Here is a 22,570-nt window from a genome sequence, read left to right as displayed (position 1 = left end):
CGTGTTGCCGGCCGAGACGTTGTAGTTGAGGTTCGACAGCACCGACGCGTAGGTCACGTTGTCGGCGAAGTACGCCTCCTGGGCCGTGACCAGGTTCCGAAGGTCGGCCTTCATGCCCGCGATGTAGGCCTTCTCCTTCGTGTTCGCGAACTTCGGAATCGCGATGGCGGCCAGAATGCCGATGATCACCACCACGATCAGAAGCTCGATCAGGGTGAAGCCCTTGGTGCCGCGCACTGGAGACTCCTTTGACGAGAACTCGACTCGTCGTTTGAGGTGACCATCAGGAGCGCAATGACCGGTAGGGGCAACCCCTATGCCGTTCGCCACTGTTCTGACGTAACACGTTGTTCACCAAGGACATGCCGACGGATTGATACTGGAGGAACGAGCTTTGCAGTGGGGTTTCGCCTTGCGTTCTGCAAGGCATGCCGCCGCTCGCAAAGGGCCGGTCAGTGCGGAGTCGAAGCTCCGCGCAGAATCCGCACTGCGTTCAGCGCCGCTCGCGACGCGCTGTCGGGCGGCGAAAGCCGGGCGGCGGAATCCAGGGCGGCGCCGGCGCGAACATTCTCTCCGAAGGCGGCGAGCAGCGACGCCTCGCCGAGCCATCCGCCGAACGCGGAGCCACCGCGCCGGCGGAACGCCGGCCACACGGCGAGCGCGCTGTCCCGCTGGCCGAGCGCCGCGAAGCTCGACGCCAGCGCGCGCGACGCCTCGGCCTGTCGGGGTGCCAGCGCGACCGCGCGACGCGCGTGCTGCAGCGCTGAGGCGGCCGAATCCACGCCGAGGAGCGCCCGGGTCGTCAGCACCTCCATCAGCGCCTGAGGCCCGCTCGCTGCCCCGGACCGCCGCAGGTAGCCGAGCGCCTGACGCGGCCTTCCCGCGTCCAGTGCGGCGCTCGCGGCCTCCGCGATGTCGTTGTAGTCCAGCGGGTAGAGCTCGATCGCGAGGTCGTACTGGTGCAGGGCCGCCGGGAGGGCGCCCATGCGCGCGAGAGCGCGCGCGGCAGCCTGGTGCTGGCGGTAGGACTCGGGATGCGTCTCGAGCCCCCACAGCACCAGATCCCGGTTGCTGCGCCAGATCGGCGCCATGGTGGCGGTGCGCGCGGCGAACGCCACGACCGCGGCCGCGGCGAGCCAGCTCGCCGCTCGACGACCCCAGCGACGCTCCAGTTCCTCGAACCCCGCCGCGACGACGAGGGCGAAGCCGCCCGAGGCCAGGTACAGCGTGCGCTCGGCGATGACCACGCCCGTCGGGAAGAGCAGGTTCGAGGTGGGGAGCCACGCGATGCCGACCAGCAGCAGCCCCACCGCGAGCGCGCGATGCCGGCCCCACGACGCCACCGCCAGCACCACCAGCGCCGCCAGCAGCAGCCCGCCCGCAACGCCAAGCACCGTGAGATGCTCGAGCCGCGGCACGAGCGGCGGCAGGTAGTCCGGCGCCAGGCTGAACGGCCACACCAGCAGCCGCAGCAGCACGAACACGACCGGCAGCATCGTGCTCACGCGCCCGACGGCGCCGAGGCCGAAGAACGTCGGCGCCACCATCGCGAACGAGGCCCCGGCATCCACCGGCCGGCGCAGCAGAAACCAGACGACGGTGACCGCGACGACTGCGGCGTAGTCGCGCCACGGCAGGGGCCGCGCGATCCGCTCCCGCGACGCGAAGTCGTCCAGCGCCAGCAGCGCGACGGCCACCGCCGCATGCTCCTTGCACAGCAGGGCACCGCCCACCGCCGCCACGAGGCCGATCTCGGCCGGCCAGGCCGGACGGCCCTGCTCGAGCCGCCGCCGGACGAGGCGGCCCAGCAGGAGCGCCGCGAGCAGGAGCGCGGCCGCCATCGGCTCCGCGCGGCCCACGAGGTTGGCGACCGCCTCCACGTGCACCGGATGCACGGCGAACACCAGGCCGCCGGCCAGCGCGGCCGGCGCGGGGACGTACAGCGCGAGCAGCAGCACGACCAGGGCCGTGGCGGCAGCGTGCCACGCGATGTTGACGGCGTGCAGCCACACCGGGCTGCCCCCGGAGACCTGCCAATCCACGGCGAAGGAGAGCATCACCAGCGGGCGCCATTGGCCGGCGCCGTTTTCCGGTGGCCAGTAGGCGTGGTGGAAGGCGTGAACGGCCGCACCGACCGAGTGCGCGGCGGGGTTCCGCTCCACGACCGGGCCGTCGTCGAGCGCGAAGCCGTTGCCGAGCGCCGACAGATAGACGAGGGCCGCCGCGGCAGCGGCGAGCCAGGCGGCATGCGCGCGCGTCACGTCGGGTCCAGTCCGCACCGCGCGCCCGGCCGGAGCCGGGCCAGCAGCGCGCGAGGACCAGCGGCAGCGGCCGCGGGCGCCAGGGCGGCCGCCCGCTGGAGGCGGTCCCGCGCCTCATCGCACCGGCCGTCGCTCGCCGCCGCGGAGCCCGCGAGCTGCTGGTAACCCCAGCCCCCCGGAACCAGGAAGACCGCGCGCCGCGCCAGAGCGAGCGCCTGGCGGGGCTGGCCCGACGCCAGGTACGCCTGCTCGGTCACGACGAGAAGCGGCACGGCCTCCGGGAACCGTCGCAGCGCAGCGGCGCCGGCCCGCGCCGCCGAGTCCGGCTGCCCACCCTTCAGGAGCGCGAACACCCCGCGTACGGCGGCATCGCTGCGCGTCGTATCGACGCGGTAACTCGCGAGCAGCAAGCGCGACGCGGGCGCGAACACGCCCGCCTCGAGGTACTGCTCGCCCAGCTCCTGCAGCACCGCCGGATCGGACGGATAGATCCGGATGGCGGTCAGCATCTCGCGCTCGCCGTCGGCGCGCCTCCCCTGCCGGAACGCCTCCGCGCCCAGCGCCCAGTGGGTCCGGTACGACTCGGGCGCGTCCCGGACCAGGGCCGCGAGAAACCGCTGCTCGTCACGCCAGACCGGGATGCGTTCGATGGTCCGCGCCGCGAGCAACGCCAGGATGGTCGCCGTCACCGGCCAGGTGTAGCGCCCGCGGGGCGCCGCCTCCCACAGGGCACCGACCGCGATCGCCGCTCCCACCGACGGCAGGTAGGCGAGCCGCTCGGCCAGGAGGACGCCCGTCGGCACGACCACGTTGGCCGCCAGCGAAGCCGTGACCAGGCCGAAGACGAACCCTACCGTCACGCCCGGAAGGCGGCGCCGCACCTTCCAGGCGGCGAGCGCGGCCAGCGCCACGGCCACGAGTCCTGCCACCTGCGCAAGACCGAGCCGCGCGCTGGGCACGAACACGTCCGGCAGGTAGTCGGCCGACAGGTGGACGGGCCAGATCAGCCAGCGCAACCACACCAGCGCGGCGGGCGCCATGACGAGCGCGCGGCCCACGGGCGACTCGCCCTCGATGCCGGATGCCACGGCGCCGCCGCCGAACTCGGGTCCGAGGGCGTGCGCGCGCGCCGCCAGGTAGCCCAAGGCGAGCGTCACGACCGCGGCCAGCAGGAACGCGTGGCTCCGGAGCGCACCGCCCACCGGCCGCCCCTCCCGGCGCGCCTGCCAGGCGTCGCCGAGGAGCAGCACCGCGGGGAGCGTGATGGCGTTCTCTTTCGCGCCGAACGCGACGGCCGAGGCCACCAGGACGGCCACCGTCAGCCAGGCGCGCCGGGGACCGCCGCGCACGCCGGCGCCGGCGGCCGAGCCGTCGGCGAGGTATGCCAGCAGCGCGGCGAGGTAGCCGGCCGCGGCCAGCAGCTCGGCGAGGCCGACGCCGTTCGCGACCGCCTCCACGTGCACCGGATGCACCGCGAACCACAGCGCGGCGATCAGCGATCCCGCCGGAGTGAGGACCCGCGCCGCGAGGAACAGCACCAGGGCCACCACGGCGAGATTGACCGCGACGTTGGTCGCGTGGAAGACCGCCGGCTGCCCCTTGCCGGCGGCCCAGTCGAGCGCGAAGGCCAGCGTGGTCGCCGGCCGATAGGCGGTGTTGCGGTAGTCGCTGCCCCAGAACGGCGCCGTGAGGAGGGCCGGCACGCTGTCGAGCGAGTGGATCCGCGTGTCCTTCTCGATGACCTGCACGTCGTCGTAGACGAAACCGTTGAACAGGCTGGTCGCCGACGCCGCCAGGGCGACGGACAGCACGAGCCCCAGCGCTCTAGCGGACGGCACCGGCCTCGACCGGCCTGGCGAGCCTGGTGAACACGGGAGCCCCGCCCTGTGTCGGCGGGGCATAGCGGTACAGGGCGCGATCCGGATAGCGGGCGAACAGGGCGGTGTTCCACGGCCCGAGGTCGCGTGCCCACACCACGTCGCCGTCGAGCGAGGGGCGGTTCAGGTACAGGAACGGCGCGAACGCCAGCATCCCCGCGGAGTCGCGGGCCAACTCGCCGCGGCACGCGGGCGCCAGCGTGCCGGCGGGCTCGAGGCGCAGGTTGGGATCCGGGGTGGCGCCCGTCCTGACGCCCGGCCGGCCGAGCGCCGCGAGGCTGTCCAGCCTCGCGACCAGCGCCGCGCCGCTCGGTCCGCCGACCTGCGCCCGGTCGAGCGCCTGCTCGAGGGTGCAGGCGTCGATCGCCGCATAGAGGCGCGTGGAGCGCGGGGCCGGCACGCCGAGGGCCCACATCCGGACGATCAGCCGCGACCCCCAGCCGTCCGGGATCACCACCACCGCGTGGCTGATGCCGGCGCGCCTCGCGTCGCGGTCGGGATGAAGGTCGAAGACCGGCGTTGCCCGGCGGTATGCCGCGAGTCGGCCGGGCGTCACGGTCACGAGTCCGAGCAGCATCGCGGCGGCGAAGGCGAACACCGCCGCGTGCCCCGAGGTGACCCCCGGCAGAATCTCGCGCCCCGTGCGACGCAGCAGCACCAGCCCACGCGCCACCAGCACGACCAGCCAGGGGACGGCGGTGAACAGGAACCGTGGCCCGTAGAACACGTCGCGGTGCCAGTAGAAGAACAGCAGGCCGACGAGTGCGGCCGCGCCCGCGACGGGCACCGCGTCACGCGCCTCGAGGCGGCGTCGCGCGGCGACGAACGCGACGGCGATCAGGACCAGGATCGGAAACGGTGCGTCGAACAGGTACGCGTCCACCTGGTGGAGATCGATGCTGGTGAGCCCCACCGCCCGCGCCGGCGTGAGCGGGATCCCCCAGGGGACCGGATGAAACCCGAGCGAGTGGTTGGGTCCCCAGAGATAGGTGTACCCCAGCTCGTGCCAGGAGCCCGTGGTGTGCGCGTTGTACCAGAAGAACGGCAACGTCAGCAGGACCCCGGCCACGCCCGCGACCGCCAGCACCGCGATGCGCCGCGGCGGCGGAGCAGCCATCACCAGGATGACGGCGGCCGGCGCCGCCGCCGCCACGGCGTCCAGCGGGCGGACCGCGGCCACCAGGCCCAGCAGCGCGCCCGCGACGAGCCCGGCGCGGCGCCAGTCGCGCCCGGCGGCCGTGGCGCCGGCCGCGGCGAGCATCCCGAGCGCGGCCGCGGGCAGATGGCTCATCTCGCTGCCGGACACCGCCACCACGAACGGGGACAGGCACAGCAGGACGGCGGCCAGCCGGGCCGTGGTCTCACCCGCGCACCAGCGGGCGGTGCGATACGTGCCCGCGACCAGCGCGAAGGCGAGCAGCGGATTGAGCAGCCACCAGGCTCCGGCCGCGAGGCCGGCCGCCAGCACGAGCGACTGGCCGGGCGGGTACTGGGAAAACCAGCGGTCGGGGCCGATGATCATGTGCAGCGTGGCGAAGTTCCCGATCTCTCCGGCCGGAGGCGGCGGCACCCACAGGCGGCCGGCCAGGAAGATCCGCGCCTGGAACAGCTGGGCGAAGCCGTCGACGTTGCGCGGGTTGCCGGCAAACACGGCGAGACACATCGTCAGCGCCGCGCCCGCCAGCACGACCGAGACGGCTGCCACGAACCACGCCGCCGGCGGCCGCGCCGCCAGCCGGCGCCACGCGTGGAGCATGCGCGCCGCCGCCGCACCTCGCGTGAGCACCAGGACGACGGCCGCCCCGCCGCCGACGACGACCGTGCCCCAGAACCAGGCCTGCCAGGCCGTCGCGTAGTACTCCAGCGGCGCGCCCGCCCACCAGGCGCCGGCCGGGATCAGCGACCACGCCGCGGCGAGTGCCACCGCAGCCGGCACCACGATCGAGGGCCAGCGACTCGTCGCGTTCACGGTCCCGCCCGCGCCGGCCCGGCGAGACGGCCCACGAACAGCAGCGGCGTCTCGTCCACCGGCTGGAGCTGAACGCTCGCGCCCGACGCCGCGCCCTCGCCCGGCAGCACGATCGTGAAGGCGCGCGGCGGCTGCGGGATGGGTGAGGGCTCGAAGCGCGAGAACACGATCGCCGAGGCCCGTTGGGCACGCGCGTACCGGACGGTGCGCTCGAACGAGGCGTACGGCAGCACCCGCCAGGGGCGGGACGCCCACAGGGCGACGGCGGGGTGCCAGCTCATCACCACCGAGTCCGGGGGCAGGTGGCGCGCGAGGTATTCGCCGACCACCCGCCGCGCCGTGGCGACCTGCTGAAGCGCCGTGGTCTGCGGCCAGGCGCGCACCAGGTCGCGCGCCGCCGGCTCGACCAGCACGAGCGCGGTTGCAGCCACCAGCGCGGGTCGCGCGCGCTTGCGCCACCCGGCCGGAACCCGGTCGGTGATCCACAGCACGGCCGCGCCGCCGTAGATCGCCGCGAGGACGGCCAGCGGAAGCAGGCTGCGCGGCTCGACGTAGGTGAGCAGAGAGGGCAGGAGGGCGCAGGCGGCAAGCGGGAGCACCCACGCCAACGCTCGCGCGGACCCGACGACGATGCCGGCGAGCGCGAGGGCACCGAGCCACCACGGCACGACCGTCGTCAACCCCCGCCACCACACGAGCGCCGCGCCACGGCGGGCGGGCGGAGCGGTGGCGCGGGCGGAGTCCACGCGAGGCGAGGGCACGCCGGCTGCCGGCGGCGATGCGATGCCGGCGGCGCTCGGCGCCGGCGCGGCCACGGCATTCCGGTGCACGCCCCAGTACTGCGACGCCATCCACTCTCCGGACGCATCGAGGCCGTAGAGCGAGCGCAGGAACGCATCCGGCTCGCCCTGCCAGACGAAGCCCTCGAGCACCTGGCCGCCGGCGCGCGCCCCCTGCACGGCGGACGGCAGCTCCGCGTCGGCGACCGCGGCCGCCTGCACCCGGCCGCTCAGCGCCCAGCGGCCGAGGGTCGCGCGCAGGTAGCCGAGGTAAGGGGCGGTGACGACGACGGCCGCCGCGGCGGCCAGGGCGAGCCGCTTCCAGTCTGGGACCCCGGCGCGCCGCACTGCGAGGACGCCCGCCAGCGCGGCGAAGAGCGCGGCACCGAGCACTGCACCCTCGGCGCGGGTGAGGTAGGCGCCGCCGGCCAGCGCGCCCGTGAGAACCCACCACGGCCAGCGTGCCTCGCAGGCCCGCGCCGCCGAGGCCACGGCGCCGAAGGCGAGCACCAGGAACAGCGGCTCGCTGCCGAAGTAGAGGTTCCAGCTCTCGCCGGGGAAGAACGGCACGAAGCTCATCAGGGCGGGCGTCGCGGCCGTCAGCGCCGCGGCCACCAGCGCGAGCCGGCCGCCACCCACTCGCCGACCCAGCGCCGCCACGGGCAGGACCAGCAGGCTGCCGCAGACGGCGGCCAGCAGCCGGGACGCCCACAGGTCGGGCAGTCCCGTCAACGAGAGCAGCGCCACCAGCACGGGCTGCAGCGGCGAGAGCGCGACGTGGGGCAGACCGTTGAGCGCGAATCCGTGTCCGGCCACGAGGCTCCGCGCCAGCAGCAGATAGTAGCCCTCGTCGTAGACGATGTAGTCGCCCCGGGCCACCAGCAGCACGAGTCGCACGGCCAGTGCCGCCAGGACGACCAGCCACAGCACACGACGCTCGCTCACGCGGCCCTCCCGGGTTTCGCGCCCCGCAGCCTGGCCACCAGCAATCGGAGCGCACGGCCGAAATCGGGCCGCGGATCCTCCAGCAGCGCGGTGAGCCGCGCCACCGGTACCCGGCGGCCACCGTAGGTGCGGCGCCGTGCCCGCAGCACGTGCGGCACCAGCGGCCAGAACTGCAGCCACCCGCGGATGGTGGCGCGCGCCGGCCAGCCGCTGAACAGCGGGTCGAGGAACGGCCAGGTCAGCATGACCGGCCCCCAGGGCACCAGCCGCCGCAGCGGCATGGTCTGGAAGAACAGCAGCAGCGCGTTGCGCACCATGAACACGGCCTTCGGTATGCTGAGCTGCCCGGCCGTGGCGTGCGCGCGGTGCCGCACGACCGCCGCCGGCTCGTACCAGCACGCGAAGCCGGCCAGCTGCGCGCGAATTCCCAGCTCGACGTCCTCGAACCAGGCGAAGAACGCCTCGTCGAAATCACCGATCGCCTCGAACAGCTCGCGGCGGTACGCCGCGGCCCCGGCACAGGCGCACAGAACCTCCCGGCCGCGGTCGAACGGCGGCCCGTCGGGCCGGCCGCGTCCCATGTCGTAGGCGAACAGCCCCATCGCGGCGCCCGCGGAGTCGAGGACGCCGGGGTCGCGCGCCGTCACCATCTTCGACGCTACCGACCCGATCTCGGGCCGGCGGTCCAGCACGGCGACCAGCGCCGCGAGCCACCCGGGATCCGCCTCGGCGTCGTTGTTGAGCAGCATCACGTATTGCCCGCGGGCGGCGCGGACGCCGGCATTGACCGCCACCGCGAACCCCCGGTTCTCCGGAAATTCCACCACCACCACGGCGGGAAACTCGCCCCGCAGCATCTCCACGGTCCCGTCCCGCGACCCGTTGTCCACCACGACGGTCTCGAAGTCGCGGAAGCTCTGCGCCCGCAGGGAATCGAGCGCGGCCTTGAGCAGCGCCCGCCCGTTCCAGGTCGGGATGACCACGCTCGCGCGCGGCGCCGCGGCCGTCACGGCTTGGTGGCCACCAGCACCAGCTCCTCGCCCGCCGGGATGCCGAGTCGGGTGAGCGCCCACTCGGCCAGCTGGAACGCGCGGGCGCGCCGGCCGGCCCAGCCGCCTGGCGGCCGCTGTCCCGGCTCCGGCCAGGCCGCGAGCTTCCCGCGCGCCAGCAGCCACGAGAACTCCGCGTTGCGCACGCTGCTCCTGGCGGTGAGGACGCGCAGGCCCACCCGCGCGGCGAGGCGCCGGAGCGTGGCGCGCGAGAACAGGTGGAGGTGTCGCGGAGGATCGAGCCCGATCCAGGCGACGCCGAGACGGCGCCGACCGAGACTCTCCGTGTTGGGCGTCACGACCACGACCCGTCCGCCGGACCGGGTGACGCGCGCACACTCGCCGAGAAACGCGAGCGGATCGTGTACGTGCTCGATCACGTGGCTCGACGTCACGGCGTCGAAGCGCCCGTCCGCGAAGCGGTGCTCCTCGAGCGTGCCCTCCCGCACGTCGAGGCCGCGCCGCGTGCGCGCCACCTCCACCGCGCGCGGGTCCGGCTCCACGCCCACCACGCGCCAGCCCAGCTCGCGCATCCGCTCGAGGAACGCGCCCCCGCCGCACCCGACGTCGAGCACCTCGCCCCCCGCCACGCGCGGCAGGTACATGACCGAGAATCCCGCGGCCTCGGCGCCCTCGGGACGCGGGACGGCCAGCAGCGCGAGCGCCCGCTGCCAGCGCGCGAGGCCGTCGTCGTAGCCGAACGCGTGGGCCAGATACGCCGCCGGCACCACGCGGGCCAGGCCCCGCGGAGCCGGAGCGGCGAGGGGCAGGGCCAGGTTGAAGGGGTAGTTCTCGTACGCCCTCGCGATGTGCGCCGCTGAATACCGGGGATCGAGAATCAGCAGGCCGCAGCCCGTGCAGCGCGCGAGCGACCACGTCCCCGGCGTTCCGCACAGCCGGTCCGTCAACCCGGCGTATTCGGCCGCGCGCCGCGTCTGTCCGCACACCGGGCAGGGACCGGCCGCTTCGAGCGGCTGCGGCACGGCGGCGGGAGGGCCCGCCATCACCGGCCCCGACGCCACGGCCGAGCCTTGAGCGCCGCCGCCACGGCGGTGCGCTCGCCTGCCCGCAGAACCACGATCCAGCCGAGCGCCGCCGTGCCCACCGCGAGCAGCGCCCCGACGGCGAGCCGCGCTCCGGCACCCGCGCGGCCGGCCGCGTCGAGCCACGCCGCGGGCACGGCGACCGCCAGCACCGCGCCGTACGACGCCAGTCGCCGGACGGAGCCGGCGTGCTCGGCGGCACCGACCAACCGGTGGGCTGCCGCCAGCAGCAGCGCTCCGTCGAGCGTGACGCGGATGGTCCAGGCCGCGGCCGCGCCGGTGATGCCCTGCCAGCGGAGCAGCACCAGCAGCAGCGGGCCGTAGAGGACCAGCTCGCCCAGGTGGAACTTGGCACACACGTCGGGGCGTCCGATGCCCTGGAGCAGCCAGAAGGGTACCATCGCCACCGCGTTGACGGTGACGCCGACCGCGAGCAGCTGCAGGGTCGCGCCGGACCGGGTCGCGAACTCGTCGCCCAGCCACACGCGCAGGACGTCCGGCGCGAGCGCCACGATCAGCACCGCCAGCGGGCCCATGACCAGCGCGATGGCCCGCGCGCCGTCCACCGCCAGCCGCCTCGCCTCCCGCACGTCCGCCGACCGGTCGGCGCTGAACAAGGGGAACAGCGCGCGCATCGCGCTCGAGGGCACCAGCGACAGCCGGGTCACCAGGTCGTACGGCGCGGCGTAGAATCCCACGGCGCGCACGGACAGCACGGCGCCGATGACGAGGCGGTCGGCGTTCACCATCAGCGGCCCGACCACGTTCGAGATCGCGACCCAGCGCCCGTAGCCCAGCAGGGCGCGCACCGCGCCGAGTCGCGGGCCGCCGCTCCGTAACTCCGGCACGGCCCGCAGGCACACCGCCAGCGTCGCCGCGCAGGCGGCAGCCTGCACCGCCGCGATCGTCACGACCACCGGCAGCAGGCGCGTCGTCCACGGCAGCACCATCAGCGGCGCCAGCAGGCCGAGCGCCGCGGTCGGGACCGAAATGAGGGCGACGAGGTCGAACCGCCGGCCGGCTTCGAGCGCCCCCAGCAGCGCCGGCAGCAGCACGACGAAGGGCGCCGCGAGGGCGAGGGCGCGGAACGCCGCCACGGCATCCGCGGTCAGGGCCGGCGGGATCCGGAGCACGTGGCGCACCAGGGGACCCGCGACGGCCAGGAGGCCGAGGCCGCCCGCCACGCCGATCGCGGCCGCCATCAGGGCCACGGTCCAGAAGGTCTCGGCCGCCGCCGCGCCGGGCTCGCTCAGCGCGCGGGCGAGGAAGCGCGTGCTCGCCCGCCCCAGGCCCACGTCGAGGAGCGCCGCGTACGCCAGCACGACGGCGGCCGCGGCCAGCACGCCGTAGCGCTCGATCCCGAAGCCGCGTATCACGGCCGGGACCGTCACCAGCGCGAGCGGCAGCGGCAGGAAGCTCGCCACGAGATTGAGGCTCGCATTGGAGACGACGCCGCGCGCCCGGGCGGCCGGGCGCGGCTCCGGCGTCGCCGCCGCGGGCACCCCGCCTCCCGTCACGGGCGCGGCGCCTCGCCCAGCCGGCGCGCCAGCCCTTTCGGCAGCAGGCCCTCGAGCCTCCCGCACTGGAAGCCGAGCATCCGCACGGCCTCGAAGGCGACGGCGTGCGGCAGCGCCGCCGTTCCGTAGCGCGTGCCGACCCAGCGCAGCTCGCGCGCGAGGTGACCGCCTCCGCCCCGCCAGGCGCCGCCCGCGAGGCCGAGCGCCTGCAGCGAGGAGCCGCTGTCGAAGTTGCGCCGGAACGCGCGCCGGAAGCCCGACCGGTGGCCGTGGTACGCCTCCGCCCGCGGCTCGTAGCGGATCTCGTGACCCGCCCGCAGCACCGCGAGCGCCCAGGCCTGGTCCTCGCTCATCACCACCCCGGGAAACGGAATGGCCGCCCACACCGACCGCCGCACGGCGCCGAAAGCGTTGGAGAACAGCGTCGTCCCCGGCCCGAACGCGGTGCCCAGGTCCGCGCGCGTCAGCCGCCGGGGCCGCCCGGCATAGTTGACCCTCGCCAGGAATTCCTCCTCCGGCGACGCCCCGCGCGGCACCTGCCGCCCGAAGGCGCCCGCGACCGCACCGTCGGCGAACGCGGCGAGCAGCGGTGGCAGCCACGAGTCCCCGGCCGGCTCCACGTCCTGAGTGAGGAACAACAGCACGTCGCCCGTGGCCACGGCCGCCGCCCGGTTCCGCGCGCTCGCGTGGCCGAACGCCGCGCCGCCGAGGTCGAGCACCCGCGCGCCCGCCCCGCGCAGCAGCTCCGCGGTCCCGTCGCGCGAGCCGGAGTCGATGGCGACGATCTCCGCGAGGCCGCGCCCCGTCGCCCGCTCGCGCCCCAGCGACGCGAGCAGGGCCGGCAGCGTCGCCGCGCCGTTCAGCGTCGGGACGATCGCCGATACCCGCGGCGGGCTCACCGCGCCGACCCGACGCCCACCGGGCTCCCCGCGGTCCTCGCGCCGCCCGCACGTTCTCGACCCGAGCCGGGTGTCACCGGCGCGGGTCGTCGCGCAGCACGCTGATGAAGAACGAGCCGAAGACGACCTGCGCACCGACCACGATCAGGCTCAAGCCGAGCAGCGCCGGCCGCACCGCGAACAACTGGCCGCGGCCCGCCCGGAGCCAGCTCTCCAGGATCCAGCCGTTGACGCCGAGGCCGGCCGCGGCCAGTGCGAGGCCCACCAGCAACCCGCGCTCGAGCGTGAAGTGGCGGTCCAGCCACGCGACCCACCGGTCGCCGGGGACGGCGAGCTCGCCTCCCCCGTACGACTTGGCCGCCAGCCCGAGCACGACGAGCTGCACGCCCAGCACCGCCAGGGCGCTCGCGACGAACATGAAGTGGTAGTCGAACAGCAGCCCGCCGATCTGGAGCGGCCCCGGCAGCAGCGCGAGCAGCGCCGCCAGGCCCGCCACCAGCGCCGCGAGGCCGGGCACGAGGAACAGCGGCGTCGGCGAGAGCAGCAGCATGAAGCGGAGGTGTCGCCACCCGTCCCGGAAGCTCCGCAGCTTCGACTCGCCGCTGCGCGGATAGTACGTGATCGGAATCTCGCCCACCGCCAGGCCGTGGCGGAGCGCCAGCGCCACCATCTCGGAGGCGAACTCCATGCCGCTGGTGCGCAGGCGCATCCGCGCGCTCGCGTCCCGGGTCATCGCCCTGAGGCCGCAGTGGGCGTCCGACACGCGGCGGCCGAAGAACAGGCTCAGGATCCCCGAGAGCACCGGGTTCCCGACGTAGCGGTGCAGCCACGGCATCGCGCCGGGCAGGATGCGCCCCTTGAACCGGGAGCCGAGGACCACGTCGCTGCCGGCCTTGAGGGCCGCCACGAACTCCGGCACCGACGCGAAATCGTAGGTGTCGTCCGCGTCGCCGAGCACCAGCAGGTCCCCCCGGGCCGCCTCCAGGCCGGCGAGATACGCCGCCCCGTAGCCGCGGACCGGCGCGGCCACCACCCGCGCGCCGGCGGCCTCGGCCAGCGCGGGCGATCCGTCGTCCGAGCCGTTGTCGGCCACCACGACCTCGCCGGAGAGCCCGGCCAGCTCCATGGCCCGGCGCGCCTTCGCGACGCAGCGTGCGACGGTGGCCGCCTCGTTCAGGCAGGGCATGATCACCGAGACGTCCGGCCGCGGTCCGCTCACGGCGACGCGCCGCCCGCGGGCCGCGCCGGGCCGCTGCGATCCACGGCGAACGCCATCGCGCTCGCGGGCGGCGGCCACAGGCGCGCCACGTGGAGGTAGCCCGGGTAGCGTCCCAGCAGCTGGCTGATCGTGGGCGCCGCATCCGACCCTGCGCTGCCCAGCAGCACGTAGCTCACGCGGGCGCGGTCGAGCCACGCCTTCAGCGTATCCGGGCCCAGGCTCTCGTCGGAGCGCCCGCGGTATCGCCACACGTACGAGGGAACGGCGCGGCGGCCGGTGTAGAGCCATAGCAGCGCTTCGTCCTCTCCCGCCACCACCGCGTCCGGCGGCGTCTGGTCGCGCACCCACGGCAGCAGCTCCGAGACGGTGGCGGAGATCCCGCGCCCGAGCCCGGTCGCGTCGCCCCGGACGTAGCCGCGGACCTGGTAGAACGCATAGCCGGCGACGACCGCCACCACGGTCGCCGCGACGGCCCACCGCCCCACGGCGCGGACCGGCGGCGCGGCCGACCTGGCCCGCTCCGCGACCTGCAGCGCGCCCGCGAAGAACGCGACGGCCAGCAACGGCCAGGCGGCCCACACGAACCGGTCGGGGCCGTACGGCCAGACGAGGACGACCGCGCCGTAGGCCAGCAGCGTCCAGCCCAGCGCCGCGGCCCGCCGCAGCAGCGGACCGAAGCCGGCCGCCACGAGCGCCAGCGCCGGCACGCCCAGGAAGAGCCGCAGCCACCCGCGGAACGGCGCCAGCGCGACCGCGCCGATCGGCCGCAAGAGGTCGCCGACGTTCGCCGGCGAGAACGCGGACCAACCGGCCTGCGCCATCAGGTCCCCGTAGGTGCCGTAGCCCGCCACCAGCGCCGGGTCCACGCCGCCGCGGTGCCGCGCGACCCACGCCAGCCACGGCACCAGCCACAGCGCCGAGACCCCCAGCGCCACCAGCGCCGCGCGCGGACGCCGCGCCAGGACCAGCGAGAGCGGGACGGCGGCCACGACCGTGATGCCCAGCGACCGCGCCAGCGCCGCCGCGCCCGCCAAGAACCCCGCGAGGCCCGCGAGCAGCCACGCCTCCCGCCGGCCGTCCGCCTCACGCGCGGCGTCGCCGGCCCAGCAGGCCGCCACCAGCGCCACCAGGAACAGCGGCTCGGCGAACAGCGCGGTCGCGACGGTCACCAGCGGCAGTGCGGTGGCGGTGGCCGCCACGAGCACGGCGACCCGCCACGGCCGCGCCGCGCTGCGCCCGCTGAGGTAGAGCACCAGCAACCCCGAGCCGAGGCCGAGCAGCACTGCGTTCGCCGCCTTGAACACGGCCACGTTGGCGGGGAACGACGGCGCCAGCTTCCACAGTCCCGCGAGAAACAGGGGATAGAGGAACGGATAGTGCACGCCCGCCGGCGCGCCCGGCAGGTAGAGGAGGTGGTAGCCGTGCCCCTCGGCGAGGGCCCTGGCCAGCGAGAGGTAGATCCCGTCGTCGTAAAACACGCCGACCAGGGAGGTCGTGAGGTTGAGCGCGACGACGGCCCCGACGGCGAGCGCCGCGGCCGCCGCCCACACCGCACGCTCCCTCACCGGGCCGCCGTCACGGCGCCTCTTCGTACCGCGCCAGCTTCCGGTACAGGGTCGACGGGTCGATGCCCAGCACCTCCGCAGCGCGGCTCTTGTTCCCGCCCTCGCGCTCCAGCACCCACAGCACGTATGCGCGCTCGACCACGTCCAGCGTCGGGTTGGCGGCCGGGCGCTCGGCGACCAGGGCCGGCGCCCGCTGCTCCGTGACCCGCGCCGGCAGGCCCTGGACCGTGATGGTATCACCCTTGCTCAGCGTGCAGGCGCGCTCCAGCGCGTTCTCCAGCTCGCGCACGTTGCCCGGCCACTCGTAGGCGAGGATCGCCTCCATCGCGTCGGGGCCGAGCGTGCGCGGCGCCTCGTGACGCTCCTGGGCCATGCGCCGCAGGAACGCGTCCGCCAGCAGCGGGATGTCGTCCCGGCGGTCCCTGAGGGGCGGCAGGTGGAGCGCGATGACGTTGAGCCGGTAGTAGAGATCGGACCGGAACCGGCCCTGCTTCATGTCGTCTTCCAGGTCGCGGTTCGTGGCCGCGATGATCCGCACGTCGACCGGCACCGGCTGGGTGCCCCCCACCGGAATGGCCTCGCGCTCCTGCAGCACCCGCAGCAGCTTGACCTGCGTGGCCGGCGTCGTCTCGCCGATCTCGTCGAGGAAGAACGAGCCGCCGGCCGCGGCGGCGAACAGCCCCTCGTGGTCCCGCACCGCCCCGGTGAACGACCCCTTCACGTGGCCGAACAGCTCCGACTCGAGGATGCCCTCCGGCAGCGCGCCGCAGTTGATCGAGAAGAACGCGCCCCGGGCCCGGCTGGAGAGCGCATGGATGAACCGCGCCACCACCTCCTTGCCGGTGCCGCTCTCGCCCTGGATCAGGACCGTGCTGTCGGTCGGCGCCACCGTCTCCGCCATGCGCAGCACGTCGCGGAACACCTTCGAGACACCGATGGGCTTGACGGCCTGCGCGCCCTCGCGGCGCTGAATCTCCTGCTTGAGCACCCGGTTCTCGGCCTTGAGCTTGCGGTGCTCGAGCGCGCGCCGGCAGATCGCGACCAGCTCGTCGTTGTCGAACGGCTTCTGGATGTAGTGGAACGCGCCGCGGTTGATCGCCTCGATCGCCGTCTTCAGCTCGGCTTGCGCCGTCATCAGCACCACCGGCACGTCCGCGTCGCGGCCGCGGGCCGCGCTGAGGATGTCGATGCCGTTGACCGTCGGCATCCGGATGTCCGTCAGCACGAGGTCGGGCGCCTGTCCCTCCAGCGCCTCGAGACCGGCCGGCCCGCCCTGCGCGACCAGGACCTCGAATCCCTCGTTCTTGAACAGAATGCGCAGCGAGTCGAGGATCGCCGACTCGTCGTCCACGATCAGCACCGCAGGCCGTTCGCTCACGCGTCCTCCTCCGCATCGAACCGTGCCGGCAGGAACACCGTGAAGGTGGTGCCGTGGCCGCGCAGCGAGTCGCAGAAGATCAGGCCCCGGTGCGCCTGCACGGCGCGCTGCACGATCGCGAGCCCGAGCCCCGTCCCGCCGACCCGGCCGGTGACGAACGGCTCGAACAGGCGCGGCAGGATGTCGGGCGCGATGCCCGGGCCCGTGTCCGAGACCGCCAGCAGGCGCGGGGACTCCATCGTCACCCCGCCCGGCAGGTCGCCGGGCGCGGCCGGCGCCACGCGCACCCGGACGTCGGCCGGCCCGGGGGCGGCCTGCACCGCGTTCAGCACCAGGTTGAACACCACCCGGTGCAGCAGGTCCTCGTCGCCCTCGACCAGCACCGGGCCGTCGGCCACGTCGAGGGCGATGGCGGCGACGGGCGAGCAGTCGGGGTGCTGGCGCGCCAGGCGGATCCCGTGCTCGGCGACCGACACCAGGTCGAGCCGCGCCGAGCGCGTCACCCGCACCCGGGAGAAGTCCAGGAACTCGGTGAGCAGCGCCGACAGCCGGTCGCTCTCGCGCACGATCAGGCCCGCCAGCACGCGCTCGTCCGCGCCCGGGGGCGCGAGGCGCGAGAGCTGCACCACCGCGCTGCGGATCGAGGCCAGCGGGTTCTTGATCTCGTGCGCCAGCGAGGCCGAGAGCTCCGCCACCGCCTCCAGCCGCTCGGTCCTCAGCCGCAGCTCCTCCACCCGGCGCGCGTCGGAGATGTCCTGGAAGATCACCGTGGCCGAGGGCGGCACCCCCTCGGCTGCGCGCACGGCCGTGGTGGTGAACCCGACCGGGAAGTTGCGGCCGTTGCCGGCCACCTCCGCCACCGTCCGCACCACCCGCCGGCCCTCGCGCGCCGTGCGCCGCATCGCGTCGGCCAGGGTCGGCGCCACCTGGTCCATCCGCTCGAGCACGGGCTGGCCCAGCAGCTCGGTGAGCGGCAGCCCGAGCAGCACCTCGGCCGTGGGGTTCGCGTACACCAGGCTGCCGTCGCCCTCGACCGTGATCACGCCGGCGCCGATGTGCCGCAGGATGTCCGCCGCCTGGAGCCGCACGCGCCGCAGCTCCGCCTCGAGCGTCTCGTGAGCGGCGCCCGCCACGCGCACCCGGCTCGCCAGGTAGCCGGTGGCGCCCGCGACCAGCCAGAACACCGCCACCTGCAGCAGCACCGCCGCCGACAGCTCGCCGCCCACGATCACGTCGGCCGTGTAGACGATCCCGGCGAGCAGCGCCACCAGCAGGCCGTTGGCGAGCGGCATCAGCACGGTGTAGAACGCGATGACCAGGATGTAGAGCGCGGCGAAGTAGGAGTACGGCCCGCTGATGTGGGACACCGCCGTGACCAGCGCCACGTCGAAGACCGCCTGCCCGTACAGGCCGGCCTGGCCGAAGTCCCGGAGGCGCACGTGGGTGTACCAGAACGACACCCCGGTCACGGCCAGCGCCAAGGTGACCGACACGGAGGCCACCAGCAGCGCGGTGAGGTCGGAGCTCCACCAGGCGAGGGCGGCGGCCAGGAACACGGCCAGGGCCACCGAGACCCGGCCGATGTACAGCCACTGCAGCAGCGTGCGGGCGGGCGGCACCACGCCGGGGGCGGGGCGCACCCTCGAAGCCGCGGCCGGCGATGGGACGGTCACGGCGCCCAAAGTAGGGGGAGTATTGCAGAATGCAAGAACGACGGCGGGCGGGTCAGTTGCGAGACGCCGAGTGGCGAGCGGTTACGAGTCCGGAAGACTGCAGGGGCCAGTCCAGTTGTCCGTAGAGACACCCGGCCTGGCCCCTCACGCCTCTCATCTCACCACCACTCGCAGCTCGGCGTCTCGCAACTGCTCTGCGCTCCGCCCCCTGCCGGCTCGTAACTCTACTGCACCGCCCCGATCATGCCGAAGATCGGCAGGTACATGGCCACGATCATGCCGCCCACCACGACGCCGAGGAGCACGATCATCACGGGCTCCATGAGGGAGAGCAGCGCCTCGACCGCGGCGTCGACCTCCTCGTCGTAGAAGTCGGCGATCTTGCTCAGCATCTCGTCCAGGCCGCCGGTCTGCTCGCCGACGGCGATCATCGAGATCACCATGGGCGGGAACACCTTCGACTTCTGCAGCGGCGCCGCGATCGTCTCGCCGCCGGCGATCGACGCCCGCGACTCCATCACGGCGTCGTGAATGACCCGGTTGCCGGCCGTCTTGGCCGTGATCTCCAAGCCGTCGAGGATGGAGACGCCGGACGCGATGAGCGTGCCGAGCGTGCGGGTGAAGCGCGACACGGCCGACTTGCGAATGACGTCGCCCAGGACCGGCATGGCCAGCAGGATCCGGTCCACGTTGAGGCGGCCGGTCGGCGTCGCGTAGTAGCGGCGCACCGCGAACACGACCAGGGCGATCAGGCCGCCCATGAGCCACCAGAAGTGCTTCACGAGGTCCGACGTGCCGATCACGATCCGGGTGGGCAGCGGCAGCTCCATCTTGACGTCGGCGAACATGCTGCGGAACACCGGGATCACGAACACCAGCAGGACGATGACGGCCAGGATGGCGACCGAGAAGATCACCGCCGGGTAGATGGCGGCGCCCTTCACCTTCCGCACCAGGGCGTCGTTCTTCTCCATGAAGGTGGCGAGCCGGAGCAGGATGGTGTCCAGGATGCCGCCGGCCTCGCCCGCGGCCACCATGTTCACGTACAGCTCCGAGAACGCCTTGGGGTGCTTGCGGAGGGCGTCGGCCAGGGTGTGGCCGCTCTCCACGTCGTACACCACGGCGCGGGTCACATCCTTGAGCGCCTTGTTCTCGGTCTGCTCCGACAGGATGTCGAGGGCCTGCACCAGGGGGAGGCCCGAGTTGATCATCGTGGCGAACTGCCGCGTGAAGATGACGATGTCGCGGGTGCTGATCCCCTTGCCGAACGAAAACTTGATGTCGCGCGGCGCCTGCTGGACCTTCACGACGATCATCCGGTTCTTCCGCAGGTGCTGGACGACGTCGTCGTGGCTCGGCAGGTCGATCGAGCCGGACTGCAGCTCCCCGGTCAGGGTCCTGGCAGTGTAGTTGAATACCGGCATCGGTCAGCCTCCTGTGCGCGCGGGGACTTCCGGTGGCGCGATCATCGCTTGAGCCCGCCCGTGAGCGGCCGGTCCTTCGGCGCCATCGCCTTCTCTTCCTCCGCGGGCACCGGCTCGCCGATCATCCGCAGGAACTCGTTCGGCTCGCCCGACACCCGCAGGCACTCCTCCAGCGCCACCTCGCGGTTCATGTACAGCTGGTACAGCGAATCGTTGAGCGTCTGCATGCCGTGCTTCTTGCCGGCCTGCATCGAGGACTGGATCTGGTGGACCTTGTCGTCGCGGATCAGCGCGCGGATGGCCGGCGTGGCCACCAGGATCTCGCACGCCATCACCCGTCCCCGGCCCTTCGCCTTCGGCAGCAGCGTCTGGGTGACGATGCCCTCGAGCACGAAGGCGAGCTGCGCCCGCACCTGCGACTGCTGGTGCGAGGGGAACACGTCGATGATGCGGTTGATCGTCTCCGCCGCCGAGTTGGTGTGCAGCGTCGCGAAGGCGAGGTGGCCCGTCTCGGCGATGGTGAGCCCCGCCTGGATCGTCTCCAGGTCGCGCATCTCGCCGATCAGCACGACGTCCGGGTCCTCGCGCAGCGCGTACTTCAGGGCGCTGGCGAACGACTTGGTGTCCGTGCCCACCTCGCGCTGGTTCACGATGCACTGCTGGTGGCGGTGGATGAACTCGATCGGGTCCTCCACCGTGATGATGTGACCCTTCCACTCCCGGTTGATCTTGTCCACCATCGCGGCCAGCGTGGTGGACTTGCCCGAGCCCGTCGGCCCCGTCACCAGCACCAGGCCCCGCGGCTTCTCGGCGAGCTTGGCGACGATCGCCGGCAGCTGCAGCTGCTCGAACGTCTTGACCTGGAACGGGATCTGCCGGATCACCAGCGACACGCAGCCGCGCTGCTTGAAGGCGTTGCCGCGGAACCGCGCGAGGTTCTGGATGCCGAACGAGAAATCCAGCTCGTCCTCGGTCTCGAAGCGCTTCTTCTGCTGCTCGGTGAGGATCGAGTACGCCAGCTGCAGCGTGTCCTTGGGGTTGAGGATCGCCTCGACCCGGCTGTTGGTGATGTCGCCGTCCACCCGCAGCTTGGGACGCTCGCCGGCGGTGATGTGGAGGTCGGAGGCGTCCTGCTCGATCATCTCCTCGAGCAGGGCGCGGAGGTTGAAGGCGCTGGGCGCCGCCTGGGGATGCGAAGGTGCCGTCACGGTCTAGGCCGCCGCCGTTTCCTTGACCACTTCTTCGAGGGTGGTGATGCCCTTCTTGATCTTGACCAGGCCGTCCATCCGCAGCGTCAGCATGCCTTCCTGCACCGCCTGCTCCGACAGCTCGCTGGTGGACGCGCCCTTGAGAATCATGCGCCGCAGCTCCGGCGAGAGAAACATGACCTCGTACAGCCCGGCTCGGCCCTTGTAGCCGATCCCGCCGCACTGCTCGCAGCCGGTGCCCTTGTAGAACGTGATGCCGGCGAATTCCTGGGTGTCGCCGCCCAGGGCCTTCAGCTCCTCGGGGGCGTAGCGGTGCTCGGTCTTGCAGTTGCTGCAGATGCGCCGCACCAGCCGTTGCGCCACGATCAGGTTCACCGCCGACGCCACGTTGAACGGCTCGATCCCCATGTCCACCATCCGGGTGATGGTCGAGGGCGCGTCGTTGGTGTGCAGCGTCGACAGCACCAGGTGCCCGGTCAGGGCCGCCTTGATCGCGATCCCGCCCGTCTCGATGTCCCGGATCTCCCCCACCATGATGATGTTCGGGTCCTGCCGCAGGAACGCCCGCAGCGCCGCCGCGAACGTCATCCCCACCTCGTTCCGGACCAGGACCTGGTTGATCCCCATCAGGTTGTACTCGACCGGGTCCTCGGCGGTCATGATGTTGACTTCCATCGTGTTGATCCGCGACAGCGCCGAGTAGAGCGTGGTGGTCTTGCCCGAGCCGGTGGGCCCCGTCACCAGCACCATTCCGTACGGATTCAGAATCGCCTTGAGCAGGTCCGCTTCGGCCTTGGGCTCGAACCCGAACTTCGACAGGTCGAGGGTCAGGTTCCCCTTGTCGAGGATCCGCAGGACGATCTTCTCCCCGAACAGCACCGGGAGGGTCGACACGCGGTAGTCGATCACCCGCTTTCCCATCTTGAGCTTGATGCGCCCGTCCTGCGGCACGCGGCGCTCGGCGATGTTCAGCGCCGACATGATCTTGATGCGGCTGGTGAGGGCGGCCTTCAGCTTCAGGGGCGGCTTCATCACCTCGAGCAGGGCGCCGTCGATCCGGTAGCGGACCCGCAACTCGTGCTCGAACGGCTCGATGTGGATGTCGGACGCGCCGCGCTTCACGGCGTCGGTGAGGATCGCGTTGATCAGCTTCACGACCGGCGCGTCATCGGCGCTCGCCGCTCCCTGCTGCTCCTCCTCCTCCTGCTGGGCGACCACCTCCAGCTCGCCCTCCGGTCCCTCCTCCTCCATGTCCTTGAGCAGCGTGTCGAGCTGCGCGTCCACCTCCTCGTAGTACTTGTCCAGCGCCGTCCGCAGCGTGTACTCGCCGGCGATGACGGGGAAGATGTCGTAGCGGGTGATGAACTTGAGGTCGTCGAGGACGCTGAGATTGGTCGGGTCCGCCATCGCCACCGTCAGCGTCCGGCCCTCGCGCTTGAGGGGCAGCACCAGGTGCTTCAGCGCGACGTCGCCGGGGATGAGCTTGATGATCTTGGGGTCGGCTTCGAAGCGCGCCAGGTCCACCGCCGGCATCCGGTACTGGCGGGCGAGCATCTTGGTGATCTCGGTCTCCTGGACGAACCCCATCTTGACCAGGTTGTAGCCGAGTCGCTGGCCGTTCGCCTTCTGCTCCGAGAGGGCCTTCGAGAGCTGGTCCTTGGTGATCAGGCCTTCGCGGATGAGCAGGTCGCCGAGACGATCGCCAGTGGCCGCCAGGGGTGCCGGCATGGTAATGGAGCCGAGTGGATTCGGGGAAACGGCGCT

16 protein-coding genes are annotated in these 22,570 nt (G+C 73.2%); all 16 read right to left on the bottom strand.

Features of this window, described 5'->3' with window-relative positions; all coding sequences use genetic code 11:
• A partial coding sequence (locus tag VMF70_08755; GenBank protein ID HTT68105.1) for a prepilin-type N-terminal cleavage/methylation domain-containing protein occupies positions 1 to 237 on the bottom strand: 237 nt, incomplete at its 3' end.
• Between the two features lie 215 nt (positions 238 to 452).
• Positions 453 to 2,261, bottom strand: a complete 1,809-nt coding sequence (locus tag VMF70_08750) for a hypothetical protein (protein ID HTT68104.1) — start codon at positions 2,259 to 2,261, stop codon at positions 453 to 455.
• Entirely contained in the window at positions 2,258 to 4,099 is a 1,842-nt protein-coding gene (locus VMF70_08745) for a hypothetical protein (GenBank protein ID HTT68103.1), read from the bottom strand. Before VMF70_08745 ends, VMF70_08750 begins: the two co-directional genes overlap by 4 nt.
• A complete protein-coding gene (locus tag VMF70_08740) occupies positions 4,086 to 6,107 on the bottom strand; it encodes a hypothetical protein (GenBank protein ID HTT68102.1) in 2,022 nt (673 codons plus the stop codon). The genes VMF70_08745 and VMF70_08740 overlap by 14 nt, the downstream gene beginning before the upstream one ends.
• Positions 6,104 to 7,831 carry a glycosyltransferase family 39 protein gene (locus VMF70_08735; GenBank protein HTT68101.1) on the bottom strand — a complete coding sequence of 576 codons (1,728 nt, stop codon included), beginning with the start codon at positions 7,829 to 7,831 and terminating at the stop codon, positions 6,104 to 6,106. Before VMF70_08735 ends, VMF70_08740 begins: the two co-directional genes overlap by 4 nt.
• Complete coding sequence (locus VMF70_08730; GenBank protein ID HTT68100.1) at positions 7,828 to 8,841, bottom strand: glycosyltransferase family 2 protein; 1,014 nt, start codon at positions 8,839 to 8,841, stop codon at positions 7,828 to 7,830. The genes VMF70_08735 and VMF70_08730 overlap by 4 nt, the downstream gene beginning before the upstream one ends.
• The gene (locus VMF70_08725; GenBank protein HTT68099.1) at positions 8,838 to 9,902 is read right to left on the bottom strand and encodes a class I SAM-dependent methyltransferase; all 1,065 of its coding nucleotides are present in this window, start codon (positions 9,900 to 9,902) and stop codon (positions 8,838 to 8,840) included. The genes VMF70_08730 and VMF70_08725 overlap by 4 nt, the downstream gene beginning before the upstream one ends.
• Positions 9,884 to 11,440, bottom strand: a complete 1,557-nt coding sequence (locus tag VMF70_08720; GenBank protein ID HTT68098.1) for an oligosaccharide flippase family protein — start codon at positions 11,438 to 11,440, stop codon at positions 9,884 to 9,886. Before VMF70_08720 ends, VMF70_08725 begins: the two co-directional genes overlap by 19 nt.
• On the bottom strand, positions 11,437 to 12,339 hold the full coding sequence (locus VMF70_08715; GenBank protein HTT68097.1) for a glycosyltransferase family 2 protein: 903 nt from the start codon (positions 12,337 to 12,339) through the stop codon (positions 11,437 to 11,439). Before VMF70_08715 ends, VMF70_08720 begins: the two co-directional genes overlap by 4 nt.
• A 73-nt stretch (positions 12,340 to 12,412) precedes the next feature.
• Positions 12,413 to 13,558, bottom strand: a complete 1,146-nt coding sequence (locus VMF70_08710) for a glycosyltransferase family 2 protein (GenBank protein HTT68096.1) — start codon at positions 13,556 to 13,558, stop codon at positions 12,413 to 12,415.
• A complete protein-coding gene (locus VMF70_08705) occupies positions 13,555 to 15,123 on the bottom strand; it encodes a hypothetical protein (GenBank protein HTT68095.1) in 1,569 nt (522 codons plus the stop codon). Before VMF70_08705 ends, VMF70_08710 begins: the two co-directional genes overlap by 4 nt.
• Positions 15,124 to 15,133: 10 nt before the next feature.
• A complete protein-coding gene (locus VMF70_08700) occupies positions 15,134 to 16,501 on the bottom strand; it encodes a sigma-54 dependent transcriptional regulator (protein HTT68094.1) in 1,368 nt (455 codons plus the stop codon).
• Positions 16,498 to 18,141 carry an ATP-binding protein gene (locus VMF70_08695; GenBank protein HTT68093.1) on the bottom strand — a complete coding sequence of 548 codons (1,644 nt, stop codon included), beginning with the start codon at positions 18,139 to 18,141 and terminating at the stop codon, positions 16,498 to 16,500. Before VMF70_08695 ends, VMF70_08700 begins: the two co-directional genes overlap by 4 nt.
• Positions 18,142 to 18,398: 257 nt before the next feature.
• On the bottom strand, positions 18,399 to 19,598 hold the full coding sequence (locus VMF70_08690) for a type II secretion system F family protein (protein HTT68092.1): 1,200 nt from the start codon (positions 19,596 to 19,598) through the stop codon (positions 18,399 to 18,401).
• 41 nt (positions 19,599 to 19,639) lie between these two features.
• Positions 19,640 to 20,806: a type IV pilus twitching motility protein PilT gene (locus VMF70_08685; GenBank protein HTT68091.1), complete on the bottom strand. Its 1,167-nt coding sequence runs from the start codon at positions 20,804 to 20,806 to the stop codon at positions 19,640 to 19,642.
• Between the two features lie 3 nt (positions 20,807 to 20,809).
• A complete protein-coding gene (pilB, locus tag VMF70_08680) occupies positions 20,810 to 22,534 on the bottom strand; it encodes a type IV-A pilus assembly ATPase PilB (GenBank protein HTT68090.1) in 1,725 nt (574 codons plus the stop codon).
• Positions 22,535 to 22,570: the final 36 nt, after the last annotated feature.

It is taken from the genome of Gemmatimonadales bacterium, assembly GCA_035502185.1.
In the GTDB taxonomy this organism is placed as follows: Bacteria; Gemmatimonadota; Gemmatimonadetes; order Gemmatimonadales; family JACORV01; genus Fen-1245.
Note: the sequence above shows the minus strand (reverse complement) of the source record. Positions and strands in the feature narration are given on the sequence as shown.

What these genes read in the sequence shown, in the direction of transcription:
- VMF70_08690 (HTT68092.1), bottom strand. Translation starts at nt 19,598, where the DNA reads ATGCCGGTATTCAACTACACTGCCAGGACCCTGACCGGGGAGCTGCAG.
- pilB (HTT68090.1), bottom strand. Translation starts at nt 22,534, where the DNA reads ATGCCGGCACCCCTGGCGGCCACTGGCGATCGTCTCGGCGACCTGCTC.